This window comes from Aeromicrobium phragmitis (assembly GCF_003674095.1).
In the GTDB taxonomy this organism is placed as follows: domain Bacteria; phylum Actinomycetota; class Actinomycetes; order Propionibacteriales; family Nocardioidaceae; genus Aeromicrobium; species Aeromicrobium phragmitis.
The window spans coordinates 41,184-56,936 of sequence record NZ_RDBF01000015.1; the positions used below are offsets into that span (position 1 = coordinate 41,184).

At 70.1% G+C, this 15,753-nt stretch carries 15 protein-coding genes and 1 pseudogene; 8 read left to right on the forward strand and 8 right to left on the reverse strand.

From position 1 onward, the window contains the following. Complete coding sequence (gene nudC, locus D9V41_RS15305) at positions 1-849, forward strand: NAD(+) diphosphatase (RefSeq protein WP_121795450.1); 849 nt, start codon at positions 1-3, stop codon at positions 847-849. A 9-nt stretch (positions 850-858) separates the two neighbouring features. Here the strand turns inward: nudC and D9V41_RS15310 are convergent. Next, positions 859-1,707 (reverse strand): annotated as a pseudogene (locus D9V41_RS15310) (EamA family transporter); the annotation flags it as partial. Between the two features lie 64 nt (positions 1,708-1,771). Between D9V41_RS15310 and D9V41_RS15315 the strand changes: the two are divergent. Next, positions 1,772-2,683, forward strand: a complete 912-nt coding sequence (locus tag D9V41_RS15315) for a LysR family transcriptional regulator (protein WP_121795451.1) — start codon at positions 1,772-1,774, stop codon at positions 2,681-2,683. Here D9V41_RS15315 and D9V41_RS15320 read toward each other — a convergent pair. Continuing rightward, positions 2,661-2,903: a mycoredoxin gene (locus tag D9V41_RS15320; RefSeq protein WP_121795452.1), complete on the reverse strand. Its 243-nt coding sequence runs from the start codon at positions 2,901-2,903 to the stop codon at positions 2,661-2,663. The two genes, D9V41_RS15315 and D9V41_RS15320, sit on opposite strands and share 23 nt — an antisense overlap. Before the next feature lie 67 nt (positions 2,904-2,970). Between D9V41_RS15320 and D9V41_RS15325 the strand changes: the two genes are divergently transcribed. Then, entirely contained in the window at positions 2,971-5,016 is a 2,046-nt protein-coding gene (locus D9V41_RS15325) for an ATP-dependent DNA helicase UvrD2 (RefSeq protein ID WP_121795453.1), read from the forward strand. Here the strand turns inward: D9V41_RS15325 and D9V41_RS15330 are convergent. From D9V41_RS15330 to D9V41_RS17885, 3 genes are all read right to left on the reverse strand, one after another. Further along, entirely contained in the window at positions 5,013-6,362 is a 1,350-nt protein-coding gene (locus D9V41_RS15330) for an ABC1 kinase family protein (RefSeq protein ID WP_243697300.1), read from the reverse strand. The two genes, D9V41_RS15325 and D9V41_RS15330, sit on opposite strands and share 4 nt — an antisense overlap. Positions 6,363-6,401: 39 nt before the next feature. Next, entirely contained in the window at positions 6,402-7,178 is a 777-nt protein-coding gene (locus D9V41_RS15335; protein ID WP_121795454.1) for a CBS domain-containing protein, read from the reverse strand. A gap of 61 nt (positions 7,179-7,239) precedes the next feature. Then, entirely contained in the window at positions 7,240-7,401 is a 162-nt protein-coding gene (locus D9V41_RS17885; protein WP_166376067.1) for a DUF5679 domain-containing protein, read from the reverse strand. A gap of 291 nt (positions 7,402-7,692) precedes the next feature. On the opposite strand from D9V41_RS17885, the gene D9V41_RS15340 reads away from it, so the two are divergent. Beyond that, positions 7,693-8,199, forward strand: coding sequence for a YgjP-like metallopeptidase domain-containing protein (locus D9V41_RS15340; protein WP_243697301.1), 507 nt, complete (start codon positions 7,693-7,695; stop codon positions 8,197-8,199). On the opposite strand, the gene D9V41_RS15345 is transcribed toward D9V41_RS15340, so the two are convergent. Further along, positions 8,132-8,710, reverse strand: coding sequence for an NUDIX hydrolase (locus tag D9V41_RS15345; RefSeq protein ID WP_121795456.1), 579 nt, complete (start codon positions 8,708-8,710; stop codon positions 8,132-8,134). The genes D9V41_RS15340 and D9V41_RS15345 overlap by 68 nt on opposite strands. Then, positions 8,707-10,011, reverse strand: a complete 1,305-nt coding sequence (locus tag D9V41_RS15350; protein WP_121795457.1) for a zinc-dependent metalloprotease — start codon at positions 10,009-10,011, stop codon at positions 8,707-8,709. Before D9V41_RS15350 ends, D9V41_RS15345 begins: the two co-directional genes overlap by 4 nt. Before the next feature lie 88 nt (positions 10,012-10,099). On the opposite strand from D9V41_RS15350, the gene D9V41_RS15355 reads away from it, so the two are divergent. The 4 genes from D9V41_RS15355 (at position 10,100) to D9V41_RS15370 (ending at position 15,182) form a co-directional block, all read left to right on the forward strand. Further along, complete coding sequence (locus D9V41_RS15355; protein ID WP_121795458.1) at positions 10,100-11,152, forward strand: YlbL family protein; 1,053 nt, start codon at positions 10,100-10,102, stop codon at positions 11,150-11,152. Beyond that, a complete protein-coding gene (locus D9V41_RS15360) occupies positions 11,140-11,652 on the forward strand; it encodes a PPA1309 family protein (RefSeq protein WP_121795459.1) in 513 nt (170 codons plus the stop codon). The genes D9V41_RS15355 and D9V41_RS15360 overlap by 13 nt, the downstream gene beginning before the upstream one ends. Positions 11,653-11,717: 65 nt before the next feature. Next, on the forward strand, positions 11,718-14,627 hold the full coding sequence (locus tag D9V41_RS15365; RefSeq protein WP_121795460.1) for a UPF0182 family membrane protein: 2,910 nt from the start codon (positions 11,718-11,720) through the stop codon (positions 14,625-14,627). Positions 14,628-14,630: 3 nt separating this feature from the next. Next, complete coding sequence (locus D9V41_RS15370; protein WP_121795461.1) at positions 14,631-15,182, forward strand: protein-L-isoaspartate O-methyltransferase family protein; 552 nt, start codon at positions 14,631-14,633, stop codon at positions 15,180-15,182. Here D9V41_RS15370 and D9V41_RS15375 read toward each other — a convergent pair. Then, positions 15,170-15,643 carry an aminoacyl-tRNA deacylase gene (locus D9V41_RS15375; protein WP_121795462.1) on the reverse strand — a complete coding sequence of 158 codons (474 nt, stop codon included), beginning with the start codon at positions 15,641-15,643 and terminating at the stop codon, positions 15,170-15,172. The genes D9V41_RS15370 and D9V41_RS15375 overlap by 13 nt on opposite strands. Positions 15,644-15,753 lie beyond the last annotated feature (110 nt).

The window sequence follows — 15,753 nt, forward strand, 5'->3', positions numbered from 1 at the left end:
GTGGACTTCGCCTTCGACCGCGCTCGGCACGACCGGCAGGGCAATCGCCGTCGCGACGACACCTGGAAGGACGATCCGAAGCTCAAGGTCCTCGTGGTGGGCGGCGAGCACGTCCCCACCGTCGCCGGACCGGCCTTGCGCTGGATCACCCGTGACCAGGCGCCCGAGGGCACGTGGCTGCTGCTGGGAGAGTCCGGTGGGGTGACCCACGCGGCGGTCGTGGTCGACCGCGTCGCGGAGGACCTCGCCCCGACGAGCGTGCGCATCCTGGCGCCGCTGCTGAATCCCGATGAGTTGTCCCTGGCCATCCACGCGATCGCGATGGCCCGCTGGTTGCGTTCGCATCGGTTCTGCGCGCGCTGCGGCACCGGCCTCGACGTGGCGGAATCGGGGCACCTGCTGACCTGTCCCGAGTGCAGTGCTCACCACTTCCCGCGCACCGACCCGGCGGTCATCATGCTCATCACCGACGAGCGGGACCGAGCGTTGCTGGCGCGCAACGCGGCGTGGCCGGAGGACCGGTACTCGACGCTGGCCGGTTTCGTGGAGCCGGGCGAGGCGCTCGAGGACGCGGTCCGACGCGAGGTGCGCGAGGAAGTCGGTCTGCCGGTCGGTGAGGTCAGCTACGCGGGGAGCCAGCCGTGGCCGTTCCCGTCAAGCCTGATGCTCGGCTTCTTCGGCCGGGCCAGCAGCAGCGACATCGTCGTCGACGCGAACGAGATCGCCCACGCCCGGTGGTTCACCCGCGACGAGCTGGCCACCGCGATCGAGGCCGAGGACATCATCCTGCCGCCGCCTCACGTCTCGATCTCGCGCTGGCTCATCGACCGCTGGGCGGAGCGTTCGTGAACTGAGGAGCACGCCGGCGATGATCACGGCAGCACCCACCAGTTCGGCCAACGCCACGGACTCGCCCAGCACCAGCCAGGCGCCTGTCATCCCGACGACCGGCACCAGCATGGAGAACGGAGCCACGCGGCCAGCGGGGTGGCGCATCATCAGCCACGTCCAGATGCCCGAACCGACGATGGTGCCGAGCACGATGGTGTAAGCGAGCCCGCCGGTCGCGACGAGCCCCTCGGGCGACGTGACCGTTCGCAGCGAGTGCCCGATGGCATCCGGACCTTCGACGACGAGCGAGAGCGCCAGCATCGGCACCGGCGGCACCACCGACATCCACAACGCCAGGTGCAGCGGCTGCTGCGGCCGGGCCAGGCGGTTGCACAGGTTGCCGATCGCCCACCCGAGTGCACCCAGGAGGGTGAGCGCGAAGGGGGCGATGGCTGCGGTCTCAGCGCGATGCCACCCCACGATCGCCAGCCCACCGGACGCGACGACGACGCCGACGACGGCGTTCCGGCCGATCCGCTCGGCGAGGAAGAGGGCCCCGAGGACGACCGTGAAGGGCGCTGACGCTTGCAGGACGAGTGAGGCCAGGCCGGCAGGCATCCCGATCGACATCCCCCAGTACAGGAAGAGGAACTGCAGCGTCCCGAACCCGAGGCCGTAACCCACGAGCCAACGCCACGGCACGCGCGGCCGGGGCACGAGCAGCATCGTGGGCACGGCGATCAGCGCGAACCGCAGCGCGACGAGGAAGAACGGCGGGAAATGGGCCAGTGAGGCATCGATCGCCAGGAAGTTCATGCCCCACAGCACGGCGACCAGTGCGGCGAGGAGTCGATGGGAGACGGGCACGACGACCATGGTTTCGCCCGCGGCTGTGAAGGACAAGCGCGATTCACTGCAGGGGTCGATGTAGGTTCCCTACATGGAATTACGTCATCTGGAACTGCTGCGGGAGCTGGCCGACCGAGGCTCGGTGGCGGCCGTCGCGGCGGCGACGCATCGCACCCCGTCGGCCGTCTCCCAGCAGTTGCGTACGGCTCAGCGGCAGCTCGGGGTGCCGCTCACCGAGCCCTCGGGGCGCGGCCTGCGGTTGACGGAGGCGGGCGCGGTGCTGGCGCAGGGCGGGGTCGAGGTGCTCGCCGCGCTGGAACGCGTTCAGGCGCAGTGGGACGCGTTCCGGGAGGCGCCGATGGGCCGGGTCCGACTGGCGACGCTGCCGAGCGCGGGTACCTTCCTGCTCGCCGTGACGCAGCGCCGCCTCGCGGCGACCGGAATCGAACTGGTGCTGAGCGATTACGACGTCGCCGAAGCCGATTTCGCCGATCTGACGGCGGACAACGACATCGTCATCGGACACAGCGTCCGAGGTCCCCGGCCGGCCGGGACCGAGGGCCTGAACGTCCTGCCGTTGGCCCGGGAACCGCTCGACGTGGCGATGGCGGCCGCCCATCCGCTGGCCTCACGGTCGACGCTGACGGCGCACGACCTGGTCGAGCATGAGTGGATCGGGGTGCCCTACGGCTATCCGTTCGACACCGTGCTTGCGGCGATCGAACGGGTCACCGGACGTGATCTGTCGGTCCGCCAGCGCCTGCGTGACAACCGGCTCATCGAGTCCTTGGTCGCGTCCAGTGATCTGCTGGCGATCTTGCCCCGGTTCACCACCCCGGCCGACGCGGGACTGGTGCTCCGGGAGGTTGGCGATATCGACACCGGTCGTCACGTCACCGCGATCATGCGTCCGGACCGGGCCGAGCGGCGCGCGGTGCGGGTGGTCCTGGAGCACCTCCGGGCGGTCGGGCAGGCGGCGCTCAGCGGCCCAGCTTCTCCTTGACCTGGGCGACGGACGGGTTGGTCAGGGTGGACCCGTCCTCGAACAGCAGCGTGGGGACGGTCTGGTTGCCACCGTTGGCCTGCTCGACGACGAGCGCGGAGTCCGGGTCCTTCTCGATGTCGACCTCGGTGAACGCGATCCCCTCGCGCTCGAGCTGGCCCTTGAGCCGATGGCAATAGCCACACCACGGGGTCGAGAAGAGCGTGAATGCTGCCGCCACCGTTGTCACCTCCGACGTCTAACCTGGACGTCGTCCATCCTTCCACGACTGCTCAAGGAGTCGCCGCGTGCCCGACGCCGAGGACCTGCTGGCCGGACTCGATCCCGAGCAGCGTCAGGTGGCGCAGGCCCTGCGCGGACCGGTCTGCGTCATCGCGGGTGCCGGAACCGGCAAGACCCGTGCCATCACGCACCGCATCGCCTACGGCGTCGCCACCGGTGTGTACAAGCCCACTGAGGTTCTCGCGGTCACCTTCACGACCCGTGCGGCGGGGGAGATGCGCACCCGGCTCGCCCAGTTGGGCGCCGGGGGCGTGCAGGCGCGCACCTTCCACTCGGCGGCGCTGCGGCAGGCGCGATACTTCTGGCCCCGCGTCTACGGCACCGAGTTCCCCGAGATCATCGCATCCAAGTTCGGTCTCGTCGCCGAGGCCGCCAAGCGGGTGGGCGTTCCCACCGACACCGCCCTGATCCGCGACCTGTCCGCCGAGGTCGAGTGGTCCAAGGTCTCCACCATCCGCCCCGAGGACTATGCGCGGGAGGCGCCCCAGCGGCGCCGTCAGGTCGCCGACCTCGACCACGGCACCACCGGCGCCATCCTGCGCGCCTACGAGGACGTCAAGCACGAGCGCGGCCGGATCGACATGGAGGACATCCTGCTCGTCACGGCGGCGATCCTGGCCGACGACGAGCGCGTCGCCGCGGAGGTGCGCCGTCAGTACCGCTGGTTCGTCGTGGACGAGTACCAGGACGTCAACCCCCTGCAGGCCACCCTCCTCGACCTGTGGCTGGGCGGGCGCGACGACCTGTGCGTCGTCGGCGATCCGCGTCAGACGATCTACTCGTTCGCCGGCGCGTCACCGCGGATCCTCGCCGGCTTCGGTCGCAAGTTCACGGACGCCGAGCGGTACGAGCTCGTGCGCAACTACCGGTCGACCCCGCAGATCGTCGCGGCCGCCAACGCGGTCTTCGGTCCGCGCGGCGGCGACGGCGTCCAGCTCCGGTCGCAGCAGGAGCCGGGCAACCCGGTGTCCTACCAGGGGTATCCCGATGAGACGGCCGAGGCCAACGCGGTCGCCAACGAGATCGCTCTGCTCCACCGTCGCGGCACGCCGTACAAGCAGATCGCCGTGCTGTTCCGGATCAACGCCCAGTCCGAGGCGTTCGAGGAGGCGCTGGGCCAGCACGGCATCCCCTTCGTGTTGCGCGGCGTCGAGGGCTTCTTCCAGCGCGCCGAGGTGCGTCAGGCCGTCACGCTGCTCCGCGGCGCGGCGCGAGCCGGCGAGGGCGCCGGCGATCTCGTCGCCGACGTGCGCGCCGTCTTGTCGACGATGAATCACACCGAGGAGCCGCCGAGTGGTTCCGGCGCGGTGCGGGATCGCTGGGAGTCGTTGCATGCGATCGTCACAATGGCCGGCGACCTCGCCGCCGAGCAGCCGGACGCCGATCTCACGGCGCTCGTCGCCGACCTTGACCGCCGTGCCCAGCAGGCGCACGCGCCCACCGCGGACGGCGTCACGCTGGCCACGCTCCACGCCGCCAAGGGTCTGGAGTGGGACGCCGTGTTCTGCGTCGGCATGCACGAGGGCATGATGCCGAGCGTCCACGCCGACACCCCGGCCGCGGTGGAGGAAGAGCGGCGGCTGTTCTACGTCGGCGTCACCCGGGCCCGGCACGATCTGGTCATCAGCTGGTCGGCCACTCGACATCCCGGTGGCCGCGGCAATCGACCGCCGACGCGCTTTCTCGATGCCCTCCTGCCGGCTCAGCACGAGGCCCGCCACCCCGTGCGTTCCCCCCGCCAGCGCAAGGTCGCCCTGTGCCGGGTGTGCCGTAAGCCGCTGGCCGCGGCCGACCGCGCGCGGGGACGCTGTGCGGACTGCCCCTCCACCTACGACGAGGCGTTGTTCGAGGCGTTGCGGACGTGGCGCAAGGAGATCTCCAGCGAGCAGTCGGTGCCGGCCTATGTCGTGTTCACCGACGCGACGCTGCAGGCGATCGCCGAGGTCAAGCCCACGAGCGTGCAGCAGTTGGCGGGCATCCGCGGAGTCGGACAGGCCAAGCTGGAGCGTTACGGCGACGCGGTGTTGGCGGTCGTCACCGAGCACGCCTAGTCGGCGAAACCGGGCAGCGACTCGGAGAGGATCTCGCGGAACGGCGCCGTCGCGCCGAGCTGGCACAGGATGCCGACGCCGCCCATCCAGACACGGTGGATGAGCAGGTACTCGCGGGGGATGTTGAGCTGGCGGGCCGTGCCGAACCCCTCGGCGTCGAGGCGGCTGAGCCGCTGTCCCTGCGAGCGCAGCCAGGCGCGGCTGAAGGTGAAGGTCTCCGCCCGAGCCGGCTCGATGAGCGGGGCGAGATAGCGCTCCATGACCTCGGGATCGAGCGACTCGCCGCGCAGGAAGCCCTCCTCGCGGAGCCCGGCCACGACGGCCTCGTAGTCGCCGTCGACGGCGGCGCGCACCAGCCGGCCGATGACGTCGGGGAGTCCGTTCGGGAGCCGGGCGACGGCGCCGTAATCGACGACGCCGAGACGGCCGTCGTCGAGAATCCGGAAGTTGCCGGGGTGGGGATCGGCGTGCAGGAGTCCGACCCGGGAGGGACCGGCGAAGAGGAACCGCACGAAGGCCTCACCCAGACGGTCGCGATCCTCCTGGGACCCGTGATCGATGATGTCGGCGAGCGATCCCGAACTGTCCATCCAGGTGGAGACGAGGGCGTGCTCGGTATGGACCACGGGCATCGGCACGACGACGTACGGGTCGTCGGCGAACTCCTCGGCGAAGGCACGCTGCGCCTCCTCCTCGAGCCCGTAGTCGAGTTCCTCGGCGACCCGTTCGCGCAGTTCGGCGACCAGCGACTTCACGTCCATGCCCGGGGCGAGGACGGCGAACAGCTTGGCGATCCGGGAGATCTGCTTGAGGTCCGACAGCAGGGCGTCGCCCGCGCCTGGATATTGGAGTTTGACCGCGACCTCGGTCTCGTCGCCGCTGTCCGGGTGGCGGTACGTCGCCCGGTGGACCTGGCCGATCGACGCGGCCGCGGCGGGATGGTCGTCGAACTGCGGGAAGCGGCGGTGCCAGTCGGTGCCGAACTCGGCCGTCATGACCCGGTGGACGGTCGAGGTCGGCATCGGGGGCGCGGCGTCCTGCAACTTGGTGAGGGCATCGCGGTACGGGCCGGCGAGCTCGTCGGGCAGCGCCGCCTCGAAGACGCTGAGTGCCTGCCCGAACTTCATGGCTCCGCCCTTGAGCTGGCCGAGCACGCTGAAGATCTGGTCGGCGGTGCGGCGCTGGACGTCGGTGAGCACGACTTGGGCGGGCGCGCCCACCATGCGCTTGCCGATTCCCCACGTGGTGCGGGCGGCGAAGGAGGCGGGAAGGCTCGCGAGTCGGGCGCCTCGCGCGAAGGCGCTGCCCGTCAGCGGGCGTTCGTCGTCCTTCTCGCGTCCGGCCACGTCATCAGGATAGGGGCGGCGGTCCAATGTGCGGCGGTTTCAGGCGGCGAGGAGATGACACCCGCAGCGATGCTGAAAGCCGACCGTCGACTCGAGCCGAGGGGCTTGCCCGAACAACACCGATCGGCCGACGAGCCGCGGCGGAGTGTCGATGCGGAGTTCTTCCACGGCGCGTGCGGCTTCGGCAGCGGCGAGGCCGACGGCCGACGCGCCGGCACCCACGCGAGCCGGGCGTGACCTGCCGAACTGGGGGACGAGCGCGAGCCAGTGCGGGTCGCCGGCGGACTGTTGCAGGTCGAAACAATCCAGGCACGGGGTGTGGCCGGGGAAGACCAACGGCCCGACCCGGACCCGGTCGTCGATCAGGACGACGGGCAGATGTGCGATCCGGTGGTCGCGCATGGCTTGGAAGGCCGCGCGAGCCGGCTCGCCGACGGTCACGGTGACGACCAGGGCCTGAGGACACTCCTCGAAGACGGCATCCTCGGCCGCGAGGGCGCGGAACACGTCGGCGAACCGCGCTCCGCCGGCGTCGTGGCGCAGATCGACCCGCGGCCGGCGACCGCCGACCGGCGCGACGACGAGCGCACCGCGCGCCAGGAGTTCGGCGACGAGTGCGGCCCCGCGGGACGATCCGGCGCGGACGGCGATCTGGGCGAGCTCGTCGGCCGTGCGCACGCCGTCGGCGTGGCGAAGGACCGCCGCACTTCCGGGTTCGTCGCGCACGACCACGGCGGGAGTCGTGCCGACCTGGAGATGGCGGGCATCGCGCCGCAACACCACGGCGCCGGGACGAAGCACAGGACGGACGGCCATGGCCTCATCGTGCCGCGGCCGGCCGTGCCGCCGCGGTCGTCGTCCACAGCCGCGGGAGGTGTCAGGCCTTGCCGAGGATCCGGTTGAGCTTGGTGTCGCACACCGGGCACGTGGCCTTGGCCATCTTGGTGCCCTTGTCGTTGACCTGGATCGTGCCGGTCGCCTCTCGCTTCTCCTTGCACTTCACGCAGTAGAACTCGCCGCTCCAGCCGTCGTCTGCCATGACCGTCTCCTTGGGTGTGGGGTGGATCACGTTCAGCGTAGAGGCTGCGCGGCGGTTCCGTGGGGATTGAGGCAGCGAAGAACCCCCGGCGGCGCGCCTTCCCCTGCGGCCACCGGGGGTTCGTCTGGACCGAACGTAGGGCTCCGTGGGCCGGGCGTCAAGCCGGAGCCGAGAACGGGTTGTCCACGCCTGTGGACAACCTTGGGGAGAACCTGTGGGGATCGCCGAGGAAGCGTGTGGACGAGCGGTGGATACCCGCTCATGTCGGTGCCGCGCACTACAGTCCGAGGCATGAAGGACGCGCCCCGTATCGAGGTCCGCCGCAGTTCGCGCCGGCGGCGAACCGTTCAGGCGCGGCGCGAGGGCGACCGCACGATCGTCATGATCCCGGCGAGCATGAGCAAGGCCGAGGAGGAGCGCGTCGTGGGCGATCTCGTCGCCAAACTCGATGCCCGGGTCCAGCGGCGCCGTGCCCCGCAGGCCGACGACGACCTGATGTCCCGGGCGAGCGACCTCTCCGCGCGCTACCTCGCTGGCGCCGCCCGCCCGTCCTCGGTGCGGTGGGTCGGCAACCAGCACAAGCGATGGGGGTCGTGCAGCACCCACGACGGGTCGATCCGCTTGTCCGACCGGCTGCGCCCGATGCCGGGCTACGTGGTCGACTACGTGCTGTTGCACGAGCTGGCTCACCTGCTGGAGGCGGATCACGGGCCGCGCTTCCAGCAACTGCTCAGCGGGTACGAGCGCCGGGAGCGGGCCGAGGGCTTTCTCGAAGCCGTGTCCTGGCAGTCGCGGTGAGCGCTCGCACGGTGTCGTCGGTCTCGGCCGGCAGGTCCTCGACACTGAACCAGCGCACGTCGGTCGACTCCTCGGAGACGATCAGCTCGGTTCCCGACGGCACGACCGCGAGGTACTGCACGTCGAGGTGGTGAGCGGGGCGCACCGGGCCGCAGGGCACCTCGTGCCGCGACAGCAGCAGCGGCTGCGGGTCGAGGTCGAACTCGGCGATGCCCGATTCCTCCCGGGTCTCGCGCCTCGCGGCACCGGCCAGGGTCGCGTCGTCACGCTCGCAGTGGCCCCCGAACTGCAGCCATCGGCCGAGCTTGCGGTGCAGCGTCAACCCGACGTGGCGCGCGTCGTCGGACAGCACGATGGCGCTGGCGGTCAGATGGTCGGGGTGGCACGAGCGCCACATCGCGTCCGGGTGGCTTGCCAGGTGAGCGAGGTACTGCTCCCGGAGCGACTCCTGCGCGGCGTCGGGTGCTCGCCAGTCGGCCAGCACCCGACGGGCGTCGTCGTGCAGCGTCACTGCTGCTGGTCGTCGTCGCCGCGGGACGCCTCGTCCTCGAGCAGCTTGCCGAGCGCCGCGTCGAACTCGTCGTCGGTGATCTGTCCGGTCTCGCCGTGGCGCTCGCTGTAGCCCAGGGGGTCGTCCAGATCCTCGCTCGTCGGTAGCAGGTCCGGATGGCTCCACACGCGGTCGCGGGCCTCGCTGCCCTCGCGGTCGCGCAGTGCCGAGAAGAGGTTGGCGGCATCGCGCAGCCGGCGGGGTCGCAACTCGAGTCCGACGAGCGCGGCGAACGTCTGCTCGGCCGGTCCGGCGGTCGCTCGGCGACGGCGCATCGCCTCGGCGAGAGCCACGGCGGCGGGCATCGTCTCCGCGGTCGCCTGGGCGACGACCTCGTCGACCCAGCCCTCGGCCAGCGCGAGCAACAGCTCGAGCCGGTTCTTGGCGTGCTGCTGCTCCGGGGTGACCTCAGGCTCGAAGAGACCGCCCTCCAGTGCCTCCTGGATCGCCTCGGGGCGGCTGGGATCGATCGAGCGCATCTTCTCCTCGATCGCGCTGGCGTCGATGCGCGAGCCGCGGCCGAACTCCTCGATCGCGGCGACGATCGCGCTGCGGAGCCACGGGGCGTAGGCGTAGAGGCGCTGGTACGCGCACTCGCGCAGCGCCACGTACAGGAGGACGTCGGCCTCGGTGTGCTCGAAGCCCTCGGCGAAGGTGGTGACGTTGTGCGGCAGGACCGCCGCGACGCCCTGGGGGCCGAGCGGGAGGCCGATGTCGGTCGAGGACAGCACCTCGGTGGCGAGACTGGCGATGCCCTGGCCGATCTGCTGGCCGAACATCGCGCCACCGGCCTGCGAGATCATCGCGACGAACGGCCCGGCGAGCGCCTTGGCCTCGGCGGGCAGCGCCTCACCCATCGACGAGACGACGTTGGCGGCGATGGGCTCGACGAGCACCTGCCACTGCGGCATGGTCTGCTCGATCCACTCCGCCCGGCTCCATGCGGTGCTCGAACTGACGCCGCTCGGCAACTCGGTAGCGCGGTCCAGCCACATCTCGGCCAGGCGCACCGCGTCGTCGATGGCGCCGCGCTTTCCGGTCTGCGGCGACGGGTCGGGGCCGCTGGCCGCGAGCGTCTGGCGTGCGATGTCGGTCGCAAGGCGGTAGTTCACCGCCCCTTCGTGCGGCTCGAACATGGACTGCATCTGCGAGAGGAGCGCGGACAGATCGAACTGCCCACCGCCCATCTGGCCGAACAGATGCTCCAGGGGCGTGCCCTTGAACGGGTTCTCCGGTTCTTCGCGGGGTTCGTCGCCAGCCATGGGTCAAGACTAGGCCGTGTCGCCAATCGATTCTGCTTCGCGCGGGTGTCTAGGCTGCGGGGGTGACGACGACGCGGAAGAGCACGCGATGAGCCGCCGGACGGGCACGTTGACCGTGACCGGCGTCGCGCTCGTGGTGGTGTCCTGCTTGGTGTTCATCCTCCCGGTGCCGTACTCGACGATGCGCCCGGGACCGTCCTTCGACACCCTCAGCACGCTCGACGGGCAGCCGCTGCTCACCTTCGGCGAAGGCGTGGAGACCTACGAGACCGACGGCGAACTGGCCTTCACGACCGTCTCGGTGTCGCGTGCCGAGACCGAGATCGCGCTTCCCGCCGCGCTTGAGGCCTGGTGGGACAAGGACGTCGATCTCGTGCCGCACGACTTCCTCTATCCCAACAACGAGACCAACGAGGACGCGAGCCAGCAGGGGGCCGCGCAGCTGAGCTCCTCCCAGGACGCCTCGCGCGTCGCCGCGCTTCGCGCCCTCGGGATGGACGTTCCCGAGACCGTGACCGTCCGCTCCGTCGTCGAGGACTCACCCGCCGACGGCGTCCTGGAGGAGGGCGACCGCATCCTCGCCGTCGACGGCGAGCAGGTCGCCGACCAGCAGCAGGTCGCCGACACGATCGGTGCCCTCGAACCCGGCGACGAGGTGCGACTGGAGATCGAGCGCGAGGGAGCCGCCCAGCAGGTGACGGTCGGCACTGTCCCGGCCGAGGACGACCCTGAGCGGGCCCGCGTCGGCATCGTCGTCGGCATCGGATTCGCCTTCCCGATCGAGATCGAGAACCACATCGGCGACCGCGTCGGGGGACCGAGCGCCGGATTGATGTTCGCCCTCGCCATCTATGACAAGCTGACCCCCGGCGCGCTGACCGGCGGCCTGTCCGTCGCCGGCACCGGCACCATCACCCCCGACGGGGAGGTGGGGCCGATCGGCGGCATCACGCAGAAGATCGCCGGCGCCGAAGACGGGGGAGCGAGTGTCTTCCTCGTGCCGAGCGCCAACTGCGACGAGGCGGCCACCGCCGACACCTCCATGACCCTCGTCGAGATCGAGACCATGCAGCAGGCGGTCGACGCCATCGAGCTGCTCGCCGAGAATCCGGAAGCCGAGGTCCCCACATGCTCGAAGTAGCCCCCGACTCCCCGCTGCGTCAGGCGACGCTCGAGGTGGAGCGGCACGTCGCCGACAGCGGCTGGGACCAGCCCCCGCGCCTGTTCGCGCTGGTGCACACGGCCGAACTCCTCGCCGCCCAGCCGGACCTCGCGGACCAGTTGGGCGACCCCGACGGCTACACCCCCGTCGAGCAGGACGGCGTGCCGGCCGATCGCACCGTGGAGGATGTGCTCCCGACGCTGATGTGGCCCGACACCGTGCACGGCTGCGCGGTCGCGGTCGAGCGGGTCATGCTGCCTCCGTCCGCGCAGGCCGGCCTCCCCGAGGACCCCGACGAGCTCCTGCGCGCCGTCGCCGAGCACCCCGAACGTCAGGAGGTGCGGATCGTCGCCGCAGTCCTGCGCGACGGCAGCGCCCACACGACCGTCCGCGGCCGCGAGCCGGAGGACGCGCCGCTGCTCGAGGGTCCCGATCTCGTGCCCGGGCTGGTCGAGTTGCTGAACGCGAGCATGTCGTGATTGGGGTCACTCGATAGGCTTAGGCCTGCCATCGGCCATGCCGGCGACATGACCCAGGAGAACTGTTGAGCGACATCTTCGGAGCCCCCCGTCCGCAACCGGCCGCTCCGCCGCCCGACCGACGTCGTCGCGTGCTCGTGCCGACCCTCATCACCCTCGCCGCGCTGGTCGTGCTGGGTTCGGTGTTCACCAACGTCTGGACCAACCGGCTCTGGTTCCGGTCGGTCGACTTCTCCGACGTCTACAGCACGGTGATCTGGACCCGGGTCGGACTGTTCGCGGCCTTCGCCGTCGTGTTCGCGCTGTTCGTCGCGCTCAACCTGTTCCTGGCGTACCGCACGCGAGCCGAACCGCATCTGCTGCGTCGCGACGATCCCGCCGCGCGGTACCGCTTCGCGCTGACGCCGGTCCGCAAGGCCGCGTTCATCGTCGTCGCGGTCATCCTCGGCATTTTCGCCGGCGTCGTGGGCCAGTCCCGCTGGGAGACCTTCCAGCAGTGGTGGCACGGCACTGACTACGGCACCGAGGACCCGCACTTCGGCATCGACCACGGCTTCTACGTCTTCGATCTGCCGTGGCTGTCGTTCATCGCCTCGTTCGCCTTCACCATGGTGGTCATCACGATCGTCGTGACGGCGTTCGTGCAGTACGTCTACGGCGGCATCCGGTTCGCCGGGCGCGGGCTCAGCTTCACCCGCGGCGCCCAGATCCAGATCGCGGTGCTCGCGGGCGTCGCCGTCCTCATCAAGGCATTCCAGTACTGGCTCGATCGCTTCAACCTGCTGGTCGGTGCCGGCGGAGTTGTCGACGGTGCCACCTACACCGACGCCAACGCGCGCATCCCGAGCAAGAACATCATGATCGCGGTCGCCATCATCTGCGCGCTGCTGTTCTTCTCCACGATCATCGCCCGCAGCTGGACCCTCCCGGCGATCGGTCTGGGCGGACTCATCCTCTCCTCGGTGCTCATCGGCGGGCTGTGGCCGGCGTTCATGCAGCAGTTCCAGGTCAGCCCGTCCGAGGCGGACCGCGAGGAGTCGTACATCGCGCGCAACATCGAAGCCACCCGCGACGCCTACGGGGTCAGTGACGTCGAGACGCGGCCGTACTCGGCGGCCACCGAGCTCTCGCCCGAGGAGCTCAACGCGAGCGCCGAGTCGCGCGTCAGCTCGCGACTCATCGACCCGACTCTCGTGTCGCCGGCCTTCCAGCAGCTGCAGCAGGTGCGCGGTTACTACACCGTCAACGAGACACTCGACGTCGACCGCTACCGCTTCGACGGCGAGGACCAGCCGCGCGACGTCATCATCGCCGCTCGCGAGGTCGATCTCGACGGTCTGCAGAGTTCACAGCGCACCTGGTCGAACGACCACACGGTCTACACGCACGGGTACGGCGTCATCGCGGCCTACGGCAACGAACGCGGGCCGCAGGGCGAGCCGGTGTGGGCCGCCCGCGACATCCCGCCGACCGGCGAATTCGAGTTCGACGTGCCGCCGCGCATCTACTTCGGAGAGAAGTCGCCCGAGTACTCCATCGTCGGCCGTCCCGAGGGTGCCGAGCCGATCGAGGTCGACATCCCGCGCGGTGCCGGCGGCGACTCGGACGATCCGGAGAACGCCACCGCCAACACCTACGACGGCGAGGGCGGCGTTCCGGTGGGCAACATGTTCAACAAGGTGCTTTACGCGCTGAAGTTCGCCGAGCCCAACATCGTGCTGTCGGACCGCGTCAACGAGGAGTCCAAGATCCTCTACGACCGTCACCCGCGCGATCGCGTCCAGAAGGTCGCTCCGTGGCTGACCGTCGACGGCGACATCTACCCGGCCGTCGTGGACGGACGCGTCGTGTGGATCGTCGACGGCTACACGACGAGCAACAGCTACCCGTACAGCCAGCACCGCTCGCTGCGTGAGGCCACCTCGGACACCCTGACGCAGACCGCGGCGCAGATGGCGCTGCCGACCGACCAGGTCAACTACATGCGCAACTCGGTCAAGGCGGTCGTCGACGCGTACGACGGCACGGTCGACCTCTACCAGTGGGACGAGGAGGACCCGGTCCTCAAGACGTGGATGAAGGTCTTCCCCGACTCGGTCCAGCCCAAGAGCGAGATCTCCGAGGGCCTTCTGGAGCACCTGCGTTACCCGGTGGACCTGTTCAAGGTCCAGCGCGACATCCTCACCCGGTACCACGTCACCGACGCCCAGACGTTCTACGAGGACGGCGAGCGCTGGCGTGTGCCGGAGGACCCGTCCAACAACCAGGGTGCGTTGCAGCCGCCGTACTACCTGACCATGAGCCGGCCGGATCAGGAGACGCCGCAGTTCTCGCTGACCAGCGTCTACCTGCCCAACAACCGGCAGAACCTCGCCGGGTTCATGTCGGTGAACTCCGAGGCCTCGGATCAGGAGAACTACGGCAAGCTGCAGATCCTGGAGTTGCCCAGTGAGACGCGCGTGGGCGGTCCCAACCAGATCGCGGCGCAGATCCAGGCCGACAACCAGGTCACGCAGACGCTGCTGCCGTTCGAGCAGGCCACGAACGCCCGCATTCTGCGGGGCAACCTGCTGACGCTGCCGGTCGGCGGAGCCCTGCTGTACGTGCAGCCGGTGTACATCCAGCGCTCGGTCGAAGAGGGCTCGTACCCGGTGCTGCAGTACATCATCGCGTCGTTCGGCGAGGACGTCGGCATCGGTTCGACGCTCGATGAGGCGCTGCGTGCGGCCCTCGGCCTCGAGGAAGGTGCGGCACCGCCGCCCGAGGAGGAGGTCGAGGCTCCGCCGGAGGAGGGCGAAGGCGACGAGCCCGCCGAGGCGCAGACACCCGAGGAGCTTCTGCAGCGGGCCTCGGACCTGTACAGCCAGGCACAGGAAGCGCTGCAAGACGGCGACCTCGCCACGTACCAGCGGCGGATCAACGAGATGGCCGACGCCATCGAGCAGGCCGAGCAACAGCTGGGTGGAGGCTCCTGACCCATGTGGGTCGACGACGTCATGAGGGAGGTGCCGCGTGAGCGGTTCCTCCCTCATGACGTCGTCGGTCAGGCCGACATCGACGCCCCGGTCTCGATCGGTCACGGCATGACCAACTCGCAACCGCGAACCGTCGCGGACATGCTCAAGCTGCTCGACCCGCAGCCCGGCGACCGGGTGCTCGACGTCGGAAGCGGGTCCGGCTGGACCACCGCGTTGCTCGCCTACCGCGTCGGACCCGAGGGCTCGGTCATCGGCGTCGAGATCGTGCCCGAACTCGTGCAGATGGGGCGCGAGAACGTGACCGAAGCCAACGCCCGCATCGAACAGGCCGGTGACGAGCTCGGCTGGCCCGAGGAAGCGCCGTACGACCGCATCCTCGTCTCCGCCTCCGCGCGCCGGCTCCCCGATGCGCTCGTCGGCCAGCTCTCACCCGAGGGCGGGGTGCTCGTGGTTCCCGTTGGCGCCGCCATGACACGCGTCGTCCGAGAGGGATACGAACGCACGGTCACCCGCCACGGCGTCTACAACTTCGTGCCGCTTCAGGAGTCTTGAAGCTCGGTGACGTCGGCGACCTGAGCGTCGAGGGCGGCGATGAGTTCGTCGCCGTCGACCGTCGCGGCGACGCCGTGGGCGCCGGCGCCGATGGACACCGGACCGGCGCCCACGATGCGGTTGTCCGCGATGACCGGCCAGGCGTGCGTGGAGCCGAACGGGGTGATGGTGCCGCGTTCGTAGCCGGTGACGTCCTTCGCGACGTCCTTGTCGGGCATCGACAGGCGTGAGACGCCGAGCAGAGCGCGGAGCTTGGGCCAACTGATGCCGCGATCACCGGGTACCAGGACGAACAGGTAGTCGTCCTCGGCCCGGCGGACCACGAGCGACTTGAGCAGTTTCGCCGGCTCGACGCCGCGCGCCGCAGCCGCCTCATCGAGCGACGACACCGGCCCATGCCGCGTCACCGCAAACGAGATCCCCGCCGCCTCCAGCGCCCGCAAAGCCCGTTCCTCACCCATGCCAGGAGACTAGTAGGTGCCCGAGCCTTCATAGGTGGTCGAGTAGCCCGGAGCTCTGCGGAGGGCGCATCGAGACCACGTTGCGCATGGTGGTCTCGATACGCTCGGCC